The following is a 15997-nucleotide window of genomic DNA, read 5'->3' as shown; positions in this document are numbered from 1 at the left end:
CACAAGAACGTACATAAATTAAATCATAATGACGAGTGATCACTAATAATTTCACCAGTTTCTGAAATTCCACTATCTTTGTAGGCTTTTATTTTTTAGCAAAAAAATTCCACCTCATTATTAGGAAGTTTTTGTTGAAGTCTAATTTTATCTTTTTTGATGATACACAATAAAAAATACGGATGAAGATTATTATTGCCGGAGCTGGTGAAGTAGGATTTCATTTGGCAAAATTACTTTCATTTGAATCGCAGGATATTACACTTATTGATCCTGATAAGGAATGCCTGAATTATGCGGATAGCCATTTGGATATCAGAGTAATTAAAGGAGATGCCACTTCTATTAGTATCCTAAAAGATGCAAGAGTACAAAATGTTGATATGGTAATTAGTGTCACTTCTAGTGAAACTACCAATATCACTGTTTGTGTATTGGCAAAACAATTAGGTGCCAAACGTACTATTGCCAGAATTTCTAATACAGAGTTTATAGAAAACAAAGAAGAGGTTGGTTTTATTAAATTTGGAATAGATGAGTTGATATCTCCAGAAGCGTTGGCTGCCAGCGAAATCGAATTGCTGTTAAATCAATCCGCTTTTAGTGATAGTTATGAGTTTGAAGATGGTGCGTTAACTATGGTAGGTACTACCTTATCCGCTACTGCATTGTTTGTTGATAAAACGGTTAGAGAAGCTGCTGATATATTTCCCGAACTTCATTTTATGCCCATTGCTATTCAGCGATCAGGTACTCAATATACAATTATACCTAGAGGAGATACAAAATTTAGAGAAGGAGATCAGGTGTATTTTGTTACTTCTAAAGGAGGAGTAGATGAACTGTATAAGCTAACAGGTAAGGTTAAAGAGCAGATCAAAAAAGTGATGATTCTTGGAGGTAGTAAGATTGGTTATAAAACAACTTGCGATCTATGTGATCACAAATTTAGAGTGAAGCTTATAGAAAGTGATAAGGATAAAGCTTTTGATCTGGCAGACGATCTTCCTAATGCATTGATTATAAATGGTGACGGTCGTAATGTAGAACTATTGGAAGAAGAGAACATAAATGATATGGATGCTTTTATTGCTGTGACAGGTAATTCTGAGACTAATATCATGTCATGTTTGGTTGCAAAATCAAAAGGAGTTCGAAAAACGATTGCTCTTGTAGAGAATATGGATTATTTTCAATTGTCACATTCTATAGGAATTGATACGTTGATTAATAAAAAACTATTAGCCGCAAATAATATTTTTAGATTTATACGAAAAGGAGAGGTAGTGGCAATGACCAAGCTTAACAACATGAATGCAGAGTTGTTAGAGTTTATTGTGAAACCTACATCGGAAGTGAGCGATAATTTAATTAAGGACTTGGATTTTCCTCGTTCGGCTATTATAGCAGGTGTGATCAGAGATGGAGTTGGAATGATCCCACTTGGAAATTTTTATATAAAAGCAGGTGATCGAGTCGTAGTTTGCTGTTTGCCTAAGTCCATCAAGAAAATAGAAAAACTTTTCTTATAGCATGTCCAGACTAAACTTTAAAATTATTACTCATATTATGGGGCTTTTATTGCTCTGTAATGGTGGATTTATGCTTATTGCTACGATTGTAAGCTTTGCGTATAAGGATGGAGTTACTATGCAGATCATGTTAGCTGCATTGTCTACCATGTTTGTTGGAATAATTTTAATGTTTCTTACCAGAGAACATCAAAAATCAATCAATAAAAGAGAAGGGTATATTGTTGTTACTTTTGGATGGATATTTATGTCGTTAAGTGGTACATTACCATATTTGTTTTCTGAAGCAATTCCATCATTTACGAATGCTTTTTTTGAAACCATGTCTGGGTATACGACTACTGGAGCTTCTATTCTTAATGAAATAGAAATTATCCCAAAAGGAGTATTGTTTTGGCGTAGTCTTACGCATTGGATCGGAGGAATGGGGATTATTGTGCTGGCTGTAGCGATTTTACCGTTATTGGGAATCGGAGGAATGCAGTTGTTTGCTGCAGAAGCTCCAGGTCCAAGCGCAGATAAGCTTCATCCTAGAATTACAGATACAGCTAAGAGATTGTGGTTGATTTATTTTGGATATACTGCAGCAGAAACGATACTGCTTAAAGTTGCAGGAATGGATTTCTTTGATGCGATAAACCATGCAATGAGTACACTATCTACTGGTGGATTCTCTACTAAAAATGCCAGTGTTGCATATTGGAATGATCAACCATTGATTCAGTATATTATCATGTTGTTCATGTTTTTGGCTGGAATGAATTTCATATTAAGTTATTTCGGTTTTAAAGGGAAGTTTAAAAAATTTGCAAAAGACGAAGAATTTAAGTGGTACGGCATCTTTTTAATTGTATTTACTGCAGTTGCAGCGTTGATTATTTACCTAAAAGCTGATCCTGCTAATTCTGTTATAGATCATCCTATGGTTTTAGGAGAGGGAGAAAGTGCTTTTCGTCATGGATTATTTCAGGTGTTAGCGGTCATTACCACTACTGGATTTGTCTCTGCTGATTTTACAGTTTGGACTCCTTTTTTAAAGATAGTATTTTTTGGTCTTATGTTTCTGGGTGGTTCTGCAGGTTCTACTGCTGGAGGAATGAAAATTGTGAGACACCTAATCACCATACGAAATGGTATCTTAGAATTTAAGAGAACATTACACCCTCATGCAATTTTACCTGTACGATATAATAAAAGAGCAGTATCTAAAGAGATTGTATTTAATGTTTTGGCTTTCTTTATCTTATATATGTTGTCATTTATAATTGGCTCTTTGGTGTTGGGAATGCTTGGTTTAGATTTTGAAACTGCCATTGGTGGAGCTGCTTCCTCGTTAGGAAATGTTGGTCCAGCATTGGGTAAACTTAGTCCAGTAAATAATTTTGACGTATTACCAGCTTTTGGAAAATGGTGGTGTTCTTTTCTAATGCTTATCGGAAGATTAGAATTGTTTACAGTGTTAATCTTGCTAACACCTTTCTTTTGGAGGAATAGGTAATCAGAAAGATTCTTCCCAAGGACCAAAGGCATAAGGATTAATATGCCAAAGCTCAGCAACTTTCTTAATCGTATCTTTTACACGTCCCTTTACGCTTTGTAAATATTCTGGTTCGATAAAAAATATATCCAAGATAGATTCGTAATACGATATAGTGTTTTGTACATCAGAAGGTGTGTGGTTTAGAATAGCATCTTCAGTGTAAGGGCTTTTAAAATTCTCTTTGAAAATTTCAAGCACGTTTTTTTGAACAATACGTTCTTTTTCAAGAATGTCCATAAATACAAAAGTAGGTTTTAAGATTGTTAAATATCTTCAAACTACAATGATCTCTTCTTAAATGTTTTCCCCAAAACAATTAAAATATTAAAGTAATAACTCCGAAAGTGTCAATTTATTTTCAAAAAATAAAAAACCGATGATTTTTATGGAATCATCGGTTTTTTAATAGAAGTTTTATGATTTTCTAAAACATAAAGCAGATTGTACTAGATTAGTACTGTTTTAATTCTGCTAACTGCTTCTTTGATTTGTTCCGTGCTAGCTGCGTAAGAGATTCTAATACAATTTCCGTTTCCGAAAGCATCACCTGTTACAGTTGCTACATTAGCTTGTTCTAATAAAAACATAGAAAAGTCTGAGGCGTTTTTAATAGTAGTTCCCTGAATTGTTTTTCCGAAGTAATAAGAAATATCTGGAAAAACATAAAAAGCACCTTCTGGTTCATTGCATTCAAACCAAGGAATCGCTCTTAATAAATCTAAAATCAATGTTCTTCGATTTTTAAATTCATCTACCATATATTGAATCTTGCTAACAGGAGCTTCTAAGGCAGTAATAACTGCTCTCTGTGCAATACAGTTGGCACCGCTAGTTACTTGTCCTTGCATTTTGTTGCATGCTCTGGCAATGGCTTGTGGAGCTCCAATATAACCGATTCTCCATCCAGTCATCGCAAACGCTTTGGCAACGCCATTCACAGTAACTGTTCTGTCATACATATCATCAAATTGCGCCATAGATGCGTGATCTCCCACATAATTAATATGCTCGTAGATTTCATCACTAACTACAATAATATCTGGATATTTTTGCAATACATCTGCTAATGCTCTTAATTCTTCTTTGCTATAAATCGAACCACTTGGATTACAGGGAGAACTGTACCAAATCATTTTGGTTTTAGGAGTAATAGCTTTTTCTAATTGCGCTGCAGTCATTTTAAAATCAGTTTCTATAGAAGTTTTTACTTCTACAGGAACTCCTTCTGCTAATTTGATAATATCACTATAACTTACCCAATAAGGACATGGTAGAATAACTTCGTCACCTGGATTAAGATATACTTGCGCAACATTGTATAAAGATTGTTTCGCTCCAGTAGAGACTACAATTTGAGAACGATCATATGTTAAGTTATTATCTCTTTCGAACTTAGTGATAATAGCATCTTTTAATTCTACATAACCATCTACTGGTGTGTATGAATTATAGTTGTCATTCACCGCTTGTATTGCGGCATCCTTAATGAAATCTGGTGTATTAAAATCGGGTTCTCCTAAACTAAGTCCGATAATATCTTTTCCTTCTGCTCTAAGTTCTCTAGCTTTTGCAGCCATTGCTAATGTTGCAGAAGCTTTCAGTTTGTTAATTTTGTCTGATAATTGAATGCTCATTTCCGATACTTGTGTGCTCATTTTGATACTTGGTAAATAAAAGTTATGGTTGCATCGCGGGTTTTATCCCCATTTCTTTTAGATGTCTGAAATGAGCAATAATCGCTTTGCGGGTGGTTTTGTATTCGTTATATGGTAGATTGAATTCCTGAGCGGTCTGTTTCACTATTTTTGAAATTTTAGTATAATGAACATGACTGATATTTGGAAAAATGTGGTGTTCTACCTGATGATTTAATCCTCCAGTAAACCAATTCACTAATCGGTTTTTAGTAGAAAAATTTACTGTAGTAAATAGTTGATGTATTGCCCATGTGTTTTTCATGGTTCCAGTAGTGTCTGGCAATGGCATTTGTGCTTCTTCTACCATATGCGCTAATTGAAATACAACGCTAAGTATTAGACCCGCAACATAGTGCATCACAAAAAATCCAATTAAAATTTTCCACCAGGCTATGGACATAATAATCATAGGGATTACTATCCAGATCATTACATAAATAATTTTAGTAATTACAATCGTACTCCATTGTTTTAATGGACTTGGTAGCTTTCCATACGCAAGTTTTCGCGCCAGATATCTTTTGGTTTGTGTAAAATCTGTGGTTAATGCCCAGTTAAAAGTTAGTAAACCGTATAAGAAAATAGAGTAATAATGTTGAAACTTATGAAATCGTTCCCATTTAGCATGTTTTGTAAAACGAATAACTCTACCAGCATCCATATCTTCATCATGACCATGAATATTGGTATAAGTATGATGTAAAACATTGTGTTGTACCTGCCAGTTATATACATTACCAGCTAACACATACATACTGCTTCCCATCAACTTATTAATCCATTTTTTAGAAGAATAAGATCCGTGATTTCCATCATGCATTACATTCATTCCTACTCCAGCCATACCAACTCCCATTATGATCGTTAGTAATAACATCCACCATTGCGAAATATCAAGGGTGAGCATTAAGAAATAAGGTGTTAGAAATAAAGAAAACATAACGATGGTCTTTAGGTGTAATTTCCAGTTACCAGTTCGTTTGATGTTATTTTCTTTGAAATACTGATTCACGCGTTTGTTCAGTGTTCTGAAGAATTTTGCTGAATCTGCTCTGCTAAATTTTACGTTAGGTGTAGTCATGGGCTTTCGTATTTATGACTAAACGTTATTTGTCATAAATTATTCGGTAAAGTTAGGTATTTATATTTTTCTAACTTCTCACTCGCTCTATTTTTTTTATTTCATTTATTATATTCTTAAAATATTGTAAATAAAATGGTTAATGCTTTTTGTGCAAGCCTTCAGAATAACATATTAGAATCTAAGTATAGTCGATTATTAGGTGTTTAACATATTTTTTTGTGACATGATGTAAATTAACAAACAATAGATAGAAACCCATGTTAAAAGTAATAACTGGGAATATAGTGTTATAAATGATTAAGCCTTTGGTGATTTTGTTTGTGATGGATCTTTTAGAAAAATAGAATAGAATCTCAAGTTTACATGTATTTTTGCGCTTTAAAATGTAATCAATGGATATTTTACTTAAATATTTCCCAGAATTAACAGATGATCAGATAGATAAGTTTACGCAATTAGGCGATTTGTATAAGGATTGGAATGCCAAGATCAATGTGATTTCCAGAAAGGATATCGATTTATTATACGAAAGGCATGTACTACATTCATTGGGGATTGCAAAGATACAGGGATTTAAGCCAGGTACGAAAGTGTTAGATGTGGGTACAGGAGGAGGATTTCCAGGAGTACCATTGGCAATACTATTTCCTGAAACTGATTTTTATTTGGTAGATGTGATTGCAAAAAAAATAAAAGTTGTTAATGAAGTGGCAAGTGCCTTAGGTTTAACCAATGTAAAAGCAGAACAACGACGCGCTGGAACATTCGAAGATCGTTTTGATTTTATAGTGAGTAGAGCAGTGACCAATATGCCTGATTTTGTAAAGTGGGTTCGTAAAAATGTGACTAAAAAATCAATACATGAATTGCCAAATGGGATTTTGTACCTAAAAGGTGGAGATTTAACTGAAGAATTAGGATTGTTCCCAAAAGCAACGCAATATAATTTACCGGATTATTTTGAAGAAGATTTCTTTGAAACCAAAAAAGTGGTACATCTTCCGTTAAAGTATAAGCTGTAAAGATAGAGATGAGCTATGCTAAGATGTTATTCGCAAACTAGCAGAAGGAGAATGATTAGACAGAAAAACAAAAAGACATATTTTTAATTTTAATACATCACATAATTATTAAGCTTGTTAACTTAATTGATAGATAAAAGGGCATGAGAAACTTACTTGGTATACTTTTAATTATTTTTTGTACGCTACCTGTTTTAGGTCAGAAAATAAAAACAGCCTCTGGAGATATTTCTATACTAGCTGGTGAAAAAGAACTGTCGGTATCTTTTGGGTATGATAATATGAACGTACATGGCTATTCTTCAGAAGAAGAGTTTATAAAAGATAAGGTACGAATACGAGAAGAACATAAGCCTGGATCTGGTGAAAAATTTAAGGGTTCGTGGTTTGCAGATAGAGATACGGTATATGCTCCGTTATTTATTGAAAACTTGAACTATGCACTACCTAAAAAAAGAAAAATTGTAGTTTCAAGAAGTAATCCCAATGCAAAATACAACTTACATATTCAGACATTATGGATATATCCTGGATATAATGTCGGTTTTTCTCAGCCGTGTAAAATAGAAGTGGCACTTCAAATATATGAGGTAGCAAACCCAAAAAATATTGTTTGGGAATCAAAATCACCGATACGTATAGAAGCTAAAATAGCTCCTTATAAGAGAGAAATGAGAATTGGAGCGGCATATGGTACATTGGCTATGAAGCTGTCCTGGTTATTGAGAAAAAAGGCAAAGTAAAAAACTACGGATCCAAAGTATATATCATAGTTAAACTTGGATTAAATTCCATTGGTCGGTTTGGATCCCCAGTAGTTATATGTATTAGTTAGGTAAACATACCTCCTCCAAGTAGTCTAATTATAATTCTGAACCAAGTTTTTTTAAATAATTTCATTATTTCTTTTTGTATAAACGATAGTAACACCAGGCTGCAATACCACCAATACAAGAAAACAACGCTAGCATCCAGAATACATGTTGATGTCCTTGTATTCCTGGTGACTTGTCTAAAAGATATCCCATAGCAGGACCAGCAAAAATATCAGGAGTATATCCTATTAAAGAGATAAGACCTACAGCTGTTCCAGTAAGAACCAGCGGGATTTGACCGCGTTGCATCACTGCAAAATATAACGAGCGGGCGGCATACACTCCAGTCGCTACGACCAATATAGATATAAAGAACAATGTGGTTGCCGATGCGGTGATCAGACCCAAAGCGAATAATAAAGCTCCAAAGAAAGAGATTACAAAACTAACCACTAACCAGAACGTGGTTTGTGTACGATCTGCCAATACCCCAATCAATACACCAATCACGGGGCGAATAAATAATAAAAAAGTACCTACCTGCGCAGATTTTACCTGATCATATAACATCACATCTGTAGCATATAAAGAAAATACATCGGTGATTTTATATCCTACATAAGCACATAAAATAATGATCATTAGTAACCATACAGAAGGTAAACGTAATACGGACGTAATTTGCGAAATGGTGATTTTTTCTAAGATAATCTCCTGTTCGGTTTTTTGATCTAATTTCATAAAGAACCAAACAAGAATACCTACAAAACTGACAATGCCAGAAGATACTAATATCACTTGCTTAAATGCTGCTCTACTTTCTGAAAGGGTAGCTTCTGCAATATCAGAAGTAATAAATAATGAGAAAATTAAGACGCCCATAGCTCCAAATAGCGCTCCTACCAATCCGCGTCCACCATCAAGAAAACCAAATGCTTTCCCCTGTGAAGTGGATCCACCCCAAACTCGAGTAGCTTTGATCATTGGCGCCCAGAATAAAAAAATTGTGGTGAAACCCCAATACCCATATAATATTTTCAACGTTGTGTATCCAGGAAATGTAGCGTATACCAATCCACCAAGAGCTGTCATCCATAGTGCTACGGCAATTAGTTTTCTTGGCGGAAATTTATCTGCTATCGGTCCTCCAAAAAGGTATGATAGTAAAGCTACTATTCCATAGACAGAAAAACAAAGCCCTAATTCTAAATTGTCCAGACCAAAGGCTTCAAGTACTGTTGGTCTAAAGACCCGTGCAAGTACGAAAGGAAGAATAAAAACCGATTCTCCAGCCAAAATAAGTAGTACTAGAAAATACCAGGGAGCTTTTTTTTGATTCATATGGTGATGAGATTAGAATTTCAAGTACAAGTGTATATGTTTGCTTAAAGATAGTGTTTGTAATTGTTTTTACTATACGCTGAGTATTTCTATGCATCAGCAAAATGTTTTTTACTGCATTTCGACAACAATTCGATTTGCTCAGTATGAGAACGGATAATAAGGATGGTGTTTCTTATCATCAATAGTAGACGGAATCCAAAATAAGACAAAGAAAGTTGAACGTTTTTAGCCTGTTTATTGCGGTGTATCTTTTACATTTATTCGCATTCGAATCAGGTATTTTTCAAAACCTGCTTTTTCATAGGCTCTAATTGCTCTTGGGTTTTGATCATAGACATCAAGTTGAATTTCTTCTATATTTCTAGTGCTAAACCAGTCGGATAAATATTGAATGATTTGCTGACTGACTCCTTGTCCTCTATGGGTTTCTTTTACATACATAAAACCAATATATCCTAACTTTTCTTGTGTAAAATATTCTTTTCGATCTCTAATCTGACCATAACCACTACCCACAATTTCTTGATTTACCTCTGCAACCACGACTTCTGTATGGTCTGCTTTAATATATTCTCCAAGATCGTAATAACTGATTTTCTCATTGGTTTTTAGCGTTGGATCCATTGGCCTTTCTGCTTCTATGATTTTTTGTTCAAAATCAAGTAGAATTGGCAGGTCTTCAATTGTTGCAGCACGTATGATCATTGTTTTGAGTTTTTATCGTTAATTTCAAATCACCAGTTTGGAGATTCAGCAAGAGGTCTGTAATCTTCTGTCCAGTTTTTTTCTCCTACTTTTTTTAGTCCAAGTTTAGCTATCCAAAATGGGAGCTTAGAAAGTTTTTCTCGTTTTCTGTTTCGAGTTCTGGTCCAGTTAATTCTATCGGTTCTATGCTTAGTAAAGCTAGTGGCGATCGTACTCCAATCTTTATTTTCTAGCAATGTAGATAGTACTACAGCATCTTCTAGTGCCAATGCGCCACCTTGTGCCATAAAAGGAGGCATTCCATGTCCTGCATCACCAATTAGAACAATACGATCTTTTCCCATTATGGATAAAGGAGATAGTTCCTCGAGATCATCCCAATGTGAAGTTTCTGAATTCCAATCTTGTAGAATAGTAGAAACGGGAGCAGCGAATTTTTCGAAAGGTTTCATATATTCTTTTTTGTCGAATGTTTTAAAACCTTTAGTTTTTCTATTGACATAGCAATATGCTTCTGTATCATTCATCGGGATGATTAGAAATTGTCCAATAGTATCTATGTACAACGACCACGAATTGATATGTTGAGGTCTTTTAATAATAAAACGACATATTTGCGCAGTTACTTTTCTTAACGGAATATTTCCTAAAGTAAGTGTTCTGGTGTTAGAATGTAATCCATCTGCACCGATAACAATATCATAGGTGTCAGTTTTTCCATCAGAAAAAGTCACATCCACATTGTCATGATTTGCCTTTAGTTTATCTATGGTAAGCCCTAAAGTGATATTTGTATGATCTATACCTTTCAGAAGGATATCGTGTAGTGTTTTTCTATTGATGCCTAGACATGGTTTTTCTCGGTTCCATATTTTTTCTAGATCCAGATCCAATATCATATTTCCTTTGGCATTCATAATATGACGAGTGCTAACTATAAATCCTTTTTGTCTTACCACATCACCAAGACCTATTTTCTCCAAAGCTACAACACCGTTAGATGGCATATATAAACCTGTTCCAGAGATTTGCCATTCTGGCTGTTTTTCGATGAGTCGTATATGATGTCCCTTGTTTTGTAGAAGACGTAACATGGTAAGTCCAGCTATTCCTCCTCCTACAAGTAAGATTTTTTTCATGTTTTTGTGTTCGTATATATTTTACTGTGAATTTAGTTGTTTTTATTTTTCAAATCAAACAAAAAAAAGCGCCAATTGGCGCTTTTTTTAATAGGTCTTATAAAAACTATTCTCCTAAGAAAGGATATCTATAATCTGCTGGTGTAACAAAAGTTTCTTTGATTGTGCGAGGAGATACCCAACGTAATAAGTTAAGGTATGATCCTGCTTTATCATTCGTACCAGAAGCTCTGGCTCCACCAAATGGTTGTTGACCAACAACGGCACCTGTTGGTTTGTCATTGATATAGAAATTACCTGCGGCATTTTCTAATGCTTTGGTAGCTTCTGCTGCAGCATATCTGTCTGTAGAGAAAATGGCTCCTGTAAGGGCGTATTCACTAGTGCTATCAACCAAAGCTAAAGTTTCTTCCCATTTGGCATCATCGTATACGTAAATTGTAATAACTGGGCCAAAAAGCTCTGTACACATTGTAGTGTATTTAGGGTCTTCTGCAAGGATTACTGTTGGTTCGATAAAATATCCTTTGGATTTGTCGTATCCACCACCTGCAATAATGGTTGCTCCCTGATCTTCTTTGGCCTGATCAATAAACTTTGCAAGCTTGTCAAAAGAGCCTTCGTGGATCACTGCTGTAATGAAATTCCCCATATCTTCAGGAGATCCCATTTTAAAGGATTTGATATCTGCTTTTAAGAACTTTTCTACATCAGCCCATAAACTTTTTGGAATATATGCTCTGGATGCTGCGCTACATTTTTGTCCCTGAAATTCGAATGCTCCACGAGAAATTCCTGTAGCTACTTGCTTGGCATTTGCGCTTGGATGTGCAATAATGAAATCTTTTCCTCCTGTTTCTCCAACAATTCTAGGATACGTTTTATAGTTGTGAATGTTGGTTCCGATTTTGGCCCAAATATCTTTAAATACGTGGGTGCTACCAGTAAAGTGGATACCAGCAAAATCAGGACTTGCAAGTACAGTATCTGTAATCATCACAGGATCTCCGTATACCACATTGATAACTCCATCAGGAACACCAGCTTCTTTAAAAATATCTACTATCACTTTAGCAGAATAAATTTGACTGTCACTAGGCTTCCAGACTACTGTATTTCCCATTAATGCAGCACTTGCTGGTAAATTTCCTGCAATTGCGGTAAAGTTAAAAGGAGTGATTGCATAAACAAAACCCTCTAGCGGTCTGTACTCTAATCGATTCCAAGCTCCAGAAGTAGAATCTGGTTGATCTTCATAAATCTGAGTCATAAATTCTACATTAAAACGTAAGAAATCTATAAACTCACATGCTGCATCTATTTCTGCTTGAAAAATATTTTTGGATTGCGCTAACATTGTAGCGGCATTAATTTTTGCTCTATAAGGTCCTGCAATTAATTCTGCAGCTCTTAAGAAAATAGCAGCACGTTGCTCCCAAGCTAAATCTGCCCATTTTTTACGAGCTTCTATCGCAGTATCTATTGCTTTTTGAATATGTTGTTTCTCAGCTTTGTGATAAGTACCTAAAGAATGCTTGTGATCGTGAGGAGGAGACATAGTTCCTGTATCACCAGTTCTTATTTCTTCTCCATTAATATATAATGGAACATCAATGGATGTGTTATACATTGATTTATACGTTGCCAAAACTTCCTCTCTTTCTGGAGTGCCTGGAGCATATGACTTTACAGGCTCGTTTATCGCTGTAGGAACTTGAAAAAAACCTTTTCCCATGATTTAGTATATTAGTTTAAATTAGTAAGATGCGTTCATATATTTAAAGCGACAAAGATAGAAAATTATGAAGGGTAATATTCATTTTAACCTTTTATAAACATCTATAGTGTGTATTTTTTTTTGTAAGTTGTGCGATATTTACGCGACCCAGAAATCTATGTGTACAGTAACTTTGATCCCCACGCAGGAAAATAACTTTATATTAACCTCTAATCGTGATGAGGCTATTAATCGAAAAACTTTACTTCCTGAATTTTATCAGATTGGGGATACCAGAATGTTATTCCCTAAAGACGCGGTAGCTGGAGGAACATGGATAGGACTTAGTGATAAAAACACTATGATTTGTTTACTTAATGGTGCATTCGAAATTCATGAGAGACATGCGTCATATAGACAAAGTAGAGGAGTGGTAGTAAAAGATTTGTTGGAGGCTGATGATTTGCAAAAAGCAATCTCTGAATATAATTATAAAGGTATTGAGCCTTTTACTATAGTAGCTGCAAATTGGCAATCGGATTTGGAGTTTTTTGAATTGGTTTGGGATGGTAAAGAAAAATATTTCAGAGCTTTGCCTAAAGAAACTCATATTTGGTCATCTTCTACATTATATACTAAAGAGATGAAAAATACAAGAGAAGATTGGTTTGATGCATTTGAACAAAACAATATGTTAACTGTAGATTCTTTGTTAGACTTTCATAAAAATTATGGAATTGGAGATAAGGATGTTGATCTGCAAATTGATAGAGGATTCTTGAAAACAAGAAGTATTACTCAAATCGTTAAAAATGAGGATGAACTTACGATGCGCTATGAAGATCTTCAGAATAAAGAGGTGAATGTTGTTGCTTTTGAAGCGATAACAGTATAGACAAACAACATTGTTAGTTTGGATTTTTCTTAAAATAAATTACTAATTAAAATTTTAGTCGTGTGATGAATTACACGGGCAAAATAATTTCCCTAGCTTTTCCAGATACTTTTGTTCGATTTTCTGATGAAGAAAAAAAATCTACTGGTGTATTACAATTCTTTGGATTAGGTAAAAATGGAATTATCAAAGCGGGTCATGCAGCTTTTGTACTGATCGAAAATGAAACAGGTGCTGCTGAGTATTACGATTTTGGGAGATATATTACGCCTAATGGCAAAGGAAGAGTACGAAGTGCTGTTACTGATATAGAGCTTGAAATACCGTTTAAGGCTACTTTTACAGTCGATGGGAAATTAGATAATATTGCAGAATTTTTATTGTGGTTAGAAGCGCATCCAGAGAAAACACATGGTAGCGGAAGATTGGTGGCTTCTGTTTGTGATTATATTTTTTATGATCAAGCTAAGGCATATGTTTTAGAAACTCAGCGTAAAGGGAGTATTCCTTATTCAACTTTTAGGAAAGAAGGTAGTAATTGCTCGAGGATAGTAACCGATACTATTTTGGCAAGTACTGATGTTTCTAGAATAAGAACACCCTTGTTACGAAATAAGTTATTTACTCCTAGTCCTTTAGGTAATGTAGAAAAAGGGTCTATGAGAAATAAAATATATCAAGTAGAAAAAGGAGTTTTGATAGAATATCCAAATTCTGTATTTAAAGAGAATTTAACCAACTATTTTGATAAAAAAATTCCTTCTTTAGAGAAAAAAGATGCTGTGTTGCCGGAGTATTTAAAAGAAGCTCATTTTCTTGATGGAATAGGTAGTAGTGCTTACTTTACAATTAAAGAGGTTGCGCTACAGGAAGGTTTTTTTGAAATCAGAAGATATACTGAGTATGGAGATGAAGATTTTAGAGGTGTTTTTAAACCAAGATCTCCGTTTGATTACAGCAAAGAGCATAAGTTTGTATACGACTCTCATTGTAGTTATTGTCATATAGAACAAGAAGGGAAAAGAATAAGATTTGATTTGGTTAAAAGAATTAATTCAGAGCAAAAGGAGCACTAAGTTTAAAACTCGGAATCATTACTTTGAATTTTCTAGTAGAGGTGAAATTAACCATATTGTAGTGTCCTTTCATGGCTCCAAAAGGAGCGCTTAATAGGCATCCGCTATTGTAAGTGTGCGATTCTCCTGGCTTTAGTACAGGTTTTTTACCAATAACACCTTCTCCTTCTACAATTTCAATTCCACTCAAGGCATCCTTAATTTCCCAGAAACGCGAAGTGAGTTGTACAGAGTCTTTGCTCTGGTTTTCAATAGTGATACGGTACCCAAAGGCAAAATGAATCTTATAGTTCTTAAAGAACGTACCTTCAAAGGTGGTATCCACCGAAATTTTTATGCCTCTGGTTATTTGCTCAACCATATTAAAATATAAACATTGATCCTATAATAGTAACGAAAGAACCTATGCTTGCTAAGATAAAAAATAATACGTTCACTAACAGAAATTTAACAATAGTTTTAGCTCTTTTTTGCTGATAAAAATTACGCATAGCCTTATATAGATAGAATAAGAAAACCAACATAGCGATGCCAGATGCGGCTTCACTTTTTGTAATTTGATCGATCAAAATGGCAATTCCCATTAATATAAAAAACATGGTTTGTGTATGGAAAATAAATACAAGATGTTCCATATAATTAAAAGATCTTCTTATGTATAATAGCCAAATGGTTAATGCAAAAAACGGAAGAAAGAAAAATATGATAAATGGTAGCTTATTAAAAACAAACTTCAAAAGCTCCATTGGATTTTCATTTAAGTTTTTAGTCCTAATGCTTCTTTTGTATAAATATTTTGTATACCCGTTTTTATTATGATGCAAACTATCCAAAGCCTTATTCGCGGACAGCTCTCCTGTTTTCTTGTAATAAGATTTATAGGTTTTCCAGCGATTTTTAACAGCTTTAAAAGTACCCATGGTATCCAATTGAATTTCATTGAAATAAACGGATTCATCGGTGTCTTGAATTTTTGATAGGGAATCATTAGTAATAGTGTTGTTGTCTGGTGTTTGATCAGATGTGTCAACTTCTATTAACTCTTTGTTTTGATCATTTTTTTGTGGAATAACGCTTTCAAAGTCAATAAATAATCCGCTTATGATAAAAAACAATATCGAAACGCTTAAGTAAAACCTAAAAGGATTGGCATACTTTATTCTTTTTCCTTCTACATAATCTTTTGAAACTATTCCAGGTTTGAATAACAACCCAACTATTGTGTGTCTCAACCTAGAGTCGTAGGAAAATATACTAGCGAAAAATTCATTAAAAAAATCTTTAAAAGAAAGTTTTTTAGTGGTGTTAATCTGACCGCAATTATGACAATAGCGATCGATAATGTCTAAAGGAACTTCACAATTAAGGCATTCGTTTCCTCTATACTTTTTAAGAAATCTCCCCTTTTCTTTCATTCTTAGTTGATAGTTT

15 protein-coding genes are annotated in these 15997 nt (G+C 34.3%); 6 read left to right on the top strand and 9 right to left on the bottom strand.

Translation table 11 applies throughout. The features are described from left to right. The first annotated feature begins 182 nt into the window (after window positions 1-182). Entirely contained in the window at window positions 183-1532 is a 1350-nt protein-coding gene (gene trkA / locus QBK95_RS05690; protein ID WP_280931466.1) for a Trk system potassium transporter TrkA, read from the top strand. A 1-nt stretch (window position 1533) separates the two neighbouring features. After that, window positions 1534-3030, top strand: coding sequence for a TrkH family potassium uptake protein (locus QBK95_RS05685; protein WP_280931464.1), 1497 nt, complete (start codon window positions 1534-1536; stop codon window positions 3028-3030). Here QBK95_RS05685 and QBK95_RS05680 read toward each other — a convergent pair whose 3' ends face one another. From QBK95_RS05680 to QBK95_RS05670, 3 genes are all read right to left on the bottom strand, one after another. Beyond that, window positions 3031-3309 (bottom strand): hypothetical protein, encoded by a 279-nt coding sequence (locus tag QBK95_RS05680; protein WP_280931462.1) that lies wholly within the window; start codon window positions 3307-3309, stop codon window positions 3031-3033. A 209-nt stretch (window positions 3310-3518) separates the two neighbouring features. After that, window positions 3519-4706, bottom strand: coding sequence for a pyridoxal phosphate-dependent aminotransferase (locus QBK95_RS05675; protein ID WP_280932284.1), 1188 nt, complete (start codon window positions 4704-4706; stop codon window positions 3519-3521). A 43-nt stretch (window positions 4707-4749) separates the two neighbouring features. Then, window positions 4750-5850, bottom strand: a complete 1101-nt coding sequence (locus tag QBK95_RS05670; RefSeq protein WP_280931461.1) for a fatty acid desaturase family protein — start codon at window positions 5848-5850, stop codon at window positions 4750-4752. Window positions 5851-6245: 395 nt separating this feature from the next. Here QBK95_RS05670 and rsmG point away from each other — a divergent pair, with 395 nt between their 5' ends. Both rsmG and QBK95_RS05660 read left to right on the top strand, forming a co-directional pair. Continuing rightward, window positions 6246-6875: a 16S rRNA (guanine(527)-N(7))-methyltransferase RsmG gene (rsmG, locus tag QBK95_RS05665; protein WP_280931459.1), complete on the top strand. Its 630-nt coding sequence runs from the start codon at window positions 6246-6248 to the stop codon at window positions 6873-6875. A gap of 143 nt (window positions 6876-7018) precedes the next feature. After that, complete coding sequence (locus QBK95_RS05660) at window positions 7019-7618, top strand: hypothetical protein (protein WP_280931457.1); 600 nt, start codon at window positions 7019-7021, stop codon at window positions 7616-7618. 156 nt (window positions 7619-7774) lie between these two features. Here the strand turns inward: QBK95_RS05660 and QBK95_RS05655 are convergent, their stop codons facing one another. The 4 genes from QBK95_RS05655 to pruA form a co-directional block, all read right to left on the bottom strand. Further along, window positions 7775-9031: an MFS transporter gene (locus QBK95_RS05655; RefSeq protein ID WP_280931454.1), complete on the bottom strand. Its 1257-nt coding sequence runs from the start codon at window positions 9029-9031 to the stop codon at window positions 7775-7777. A 237-nt stretch (window positions 9032-9268) separates the two neighbouring features. Continuing rightward, entirely contained in the window at window positions 9269-9739 is a 471-nt protein-coding gene (locus QBK95_RS05650; RefSeq protein ID WP_280931453.1) for a GNAT family N-acetyltransferase, read from the bottom strand. Window positions 9740-9768: 29 nt separating this feature from the next. Further along, window positions 9769-10878, bottom strand: a complete 1110-nt coding sequence (locus QBK95_RS05645; protein ID WP_280931451.1) for an FAD-dependent monooxygenase — start codon at window positions 10876-10878, stop codon at window positions 9769-9771. Window positions 10879-10984: 106 nt separating this feature from the next. Next, window positions 10985-12613 (bottom strand): L-glutamate gamma-semialdehyde dehydrogenase, encoded by a 1629-nt coding sequence (gene pruA, locus QBK95_RS05640; protein WP_280931449.1) that lies wholly within the window; start codon window positions 12611-12613, stop codon window positions 10985-10987. 160 nt (window positions 12614-12773) lie between these two features. Between pruA and QBK95_RS05635 the strand changes: the two genes are divergently transcribed. Next, complete coding sequence (locus QBK95_RS05635; RefSeq protein WP_280931447.1) at window positions 12774-13490, top strand: NRDE family protein; 717 nt, start codon at window positions 12774-12776, stop codon at window positions 13488-13490. 65 nt (window positions 13491-13555) lie between these two features. After that, on the top strand, window positions 13556-14566 hold the full coding sequence (locus QBK95_RS05630; protein ID WP_280932282.1) for a DUF6695 family protein: 1011 nt from the start codon (window positions 13556-13558) through the stop codon (window positions 14564-14566). Here QBK95_RS05630 and apaG read toward each other — a convergent pair. Next, window positions 14541-14927 (bottom strand): Co2+/Mg2+ efflux facilitator ApaG/CorD, encoded by a 387-nt coding sequence (apaG, locus tag QBK95_RS05625; protein ID WP_280931445.1) that lies wholly within the window; start codon window positions 14925-14927, stop codon window positions 14541-14543. The two genes, QBK95_RS05630 and apaG, sit on opposite strands and share 26 nt — an antisense overlap. Window position 14928: 1 nt before the next feature. Then, window positions 14929-15981: a DUF3667 domain-containing protein gene (locus QBK95_RS05620; RefSeq protein WP_280931443.1), complete on the bottom strand. Its 1053-nt coding sequence runs from the start codon at window positions 15979-15981 to the stop codon at window positions 14929-14931. Window positions 15982-15997: the final 16 nt, after the last annotated feature.

The sequence above is a fragment of the Aquimarina mycalae genome, from assembly GCF_029906345.1.
GTDB lineage: Bacteria > Bacteroidota > Bacteroidia > Flavobacteriales > Flavobacteriaceae > Aquimarina.
Note: the sequence above shows the minus strand (reverse complement) of the source record. Positions and strands in the feature narration are given on the sequence as shown.

What these genes read in the sequence shown, in the direction of transcription:
- trkA (WP_280931466.1), top strand. Translation starts at nt 183, where the DNA reads ATGAAGATTATTATTGCCGGAGCTGGTGAAGTAGGATTTCATTTGGCA.
- QBK95_RS05685 (WP_280931464.1), top strand. Translation starts at nt 1,534, where the DNA reads ATGTCCAGACTAAACTTTAAAATTATTACTCATATTATGGGGCTTTTA.
- QBK95_RS05680 (WP_280931462.1), bottom strand. Translation starts at nt 3,309, where the DNA reads ATGGACATTCTTGAAAAAGAACGTATTGTTCAAAAAAACGTGCTTGAA.
- QBK95_RS05675 (WP_280932284.1), bottom strand. Translation starts at nt 4,706, where the DNA reads ATGAGCATTCAATTATCAGACAAAATTAACAAACTGAAAGCTTCTGCA.
- QBK95_RS05670 (WP_280931461.1), bottom strand. Translation starts at nt 5,850, where the DNA reads ATGACTACACCTAACGTAAAATTTAGCAGAGCAGATTCAGCAAAATTC.
- rsmG (WP_280931459.1), top strand. Translation starts at nt 6,246, where the DNA reads ATGGATATTTTACTTAAATATTTCCCAGAATTAACAGATGATCAGATA.
- QBK95_RS05660 (WP_280931457.1), top strand. Translation starts at nt 7,019, where the DNA reads ATGAGAAACTTACTTGGTATACTTTTAATTATTTTTTGTACGCTACCT.
- QBK95_RS05655 (WP_280931454.1), bottom strand. Translation starts at nt 9,031, where the DNA reads ATGAATCAAAAAAAAGCTCCCTGGTATTTTCTAGTACTACTTATTTTG.
- QBK95_RS05650 (WP_280931453.1), bottom strand. Translation starts at nt 9,739, where the DNA reads ATGATCATACGTGCTGCAACAATTGAAGACCTGCCAATTCTACTTGAT.
- QBK95_RS05645 (WP_280931451.1), bottom strand. Translation starts at nt 10,878, where the DNA reads ATGAAAAAAATCTTACTTGTAGGAGGAGGAATAGCTGGACTTACCATG.
- pruA (WP_280931449.1), bottom strand. Translation starts at nt 12,613, where the DNA reads ATGGGAAAAGGTTTTTTTCAAGTTCCTACAGCGATAAACGAGCCTGTA.
- QBK95_RS05635 (WP_280931447.1), top strand. Translation starts at nt 12,774, where the DNA reads ATGTGTACAGTAACTTTGATCCCCACGCAGGAAAATAACTTTATATTA.
- QBK95_RS05630 (WP_280932282.1), top strand. Translation starts at nt 13,556, where the DNA reads ATGAATTACACGGGCAAAATAATTTCCCTAGCTTTTCCAGATACTTTT.
- apaG (WP_280931445.1), bottom strand. Translation starts at nt 14,927, where the DNA reads ATGGTTGAGCAAATAACCAGAGGCATAAAAATTTCGGTGGATACCACC.
- QBK95_RS05620 (WP_280931443.1), bottom strand. Translation starts at nt 15,981, where the DNA reads ATGAAAGAAAAGGGGAGATTTCTTAAAAAGTATAGAGGAAACGAATGC.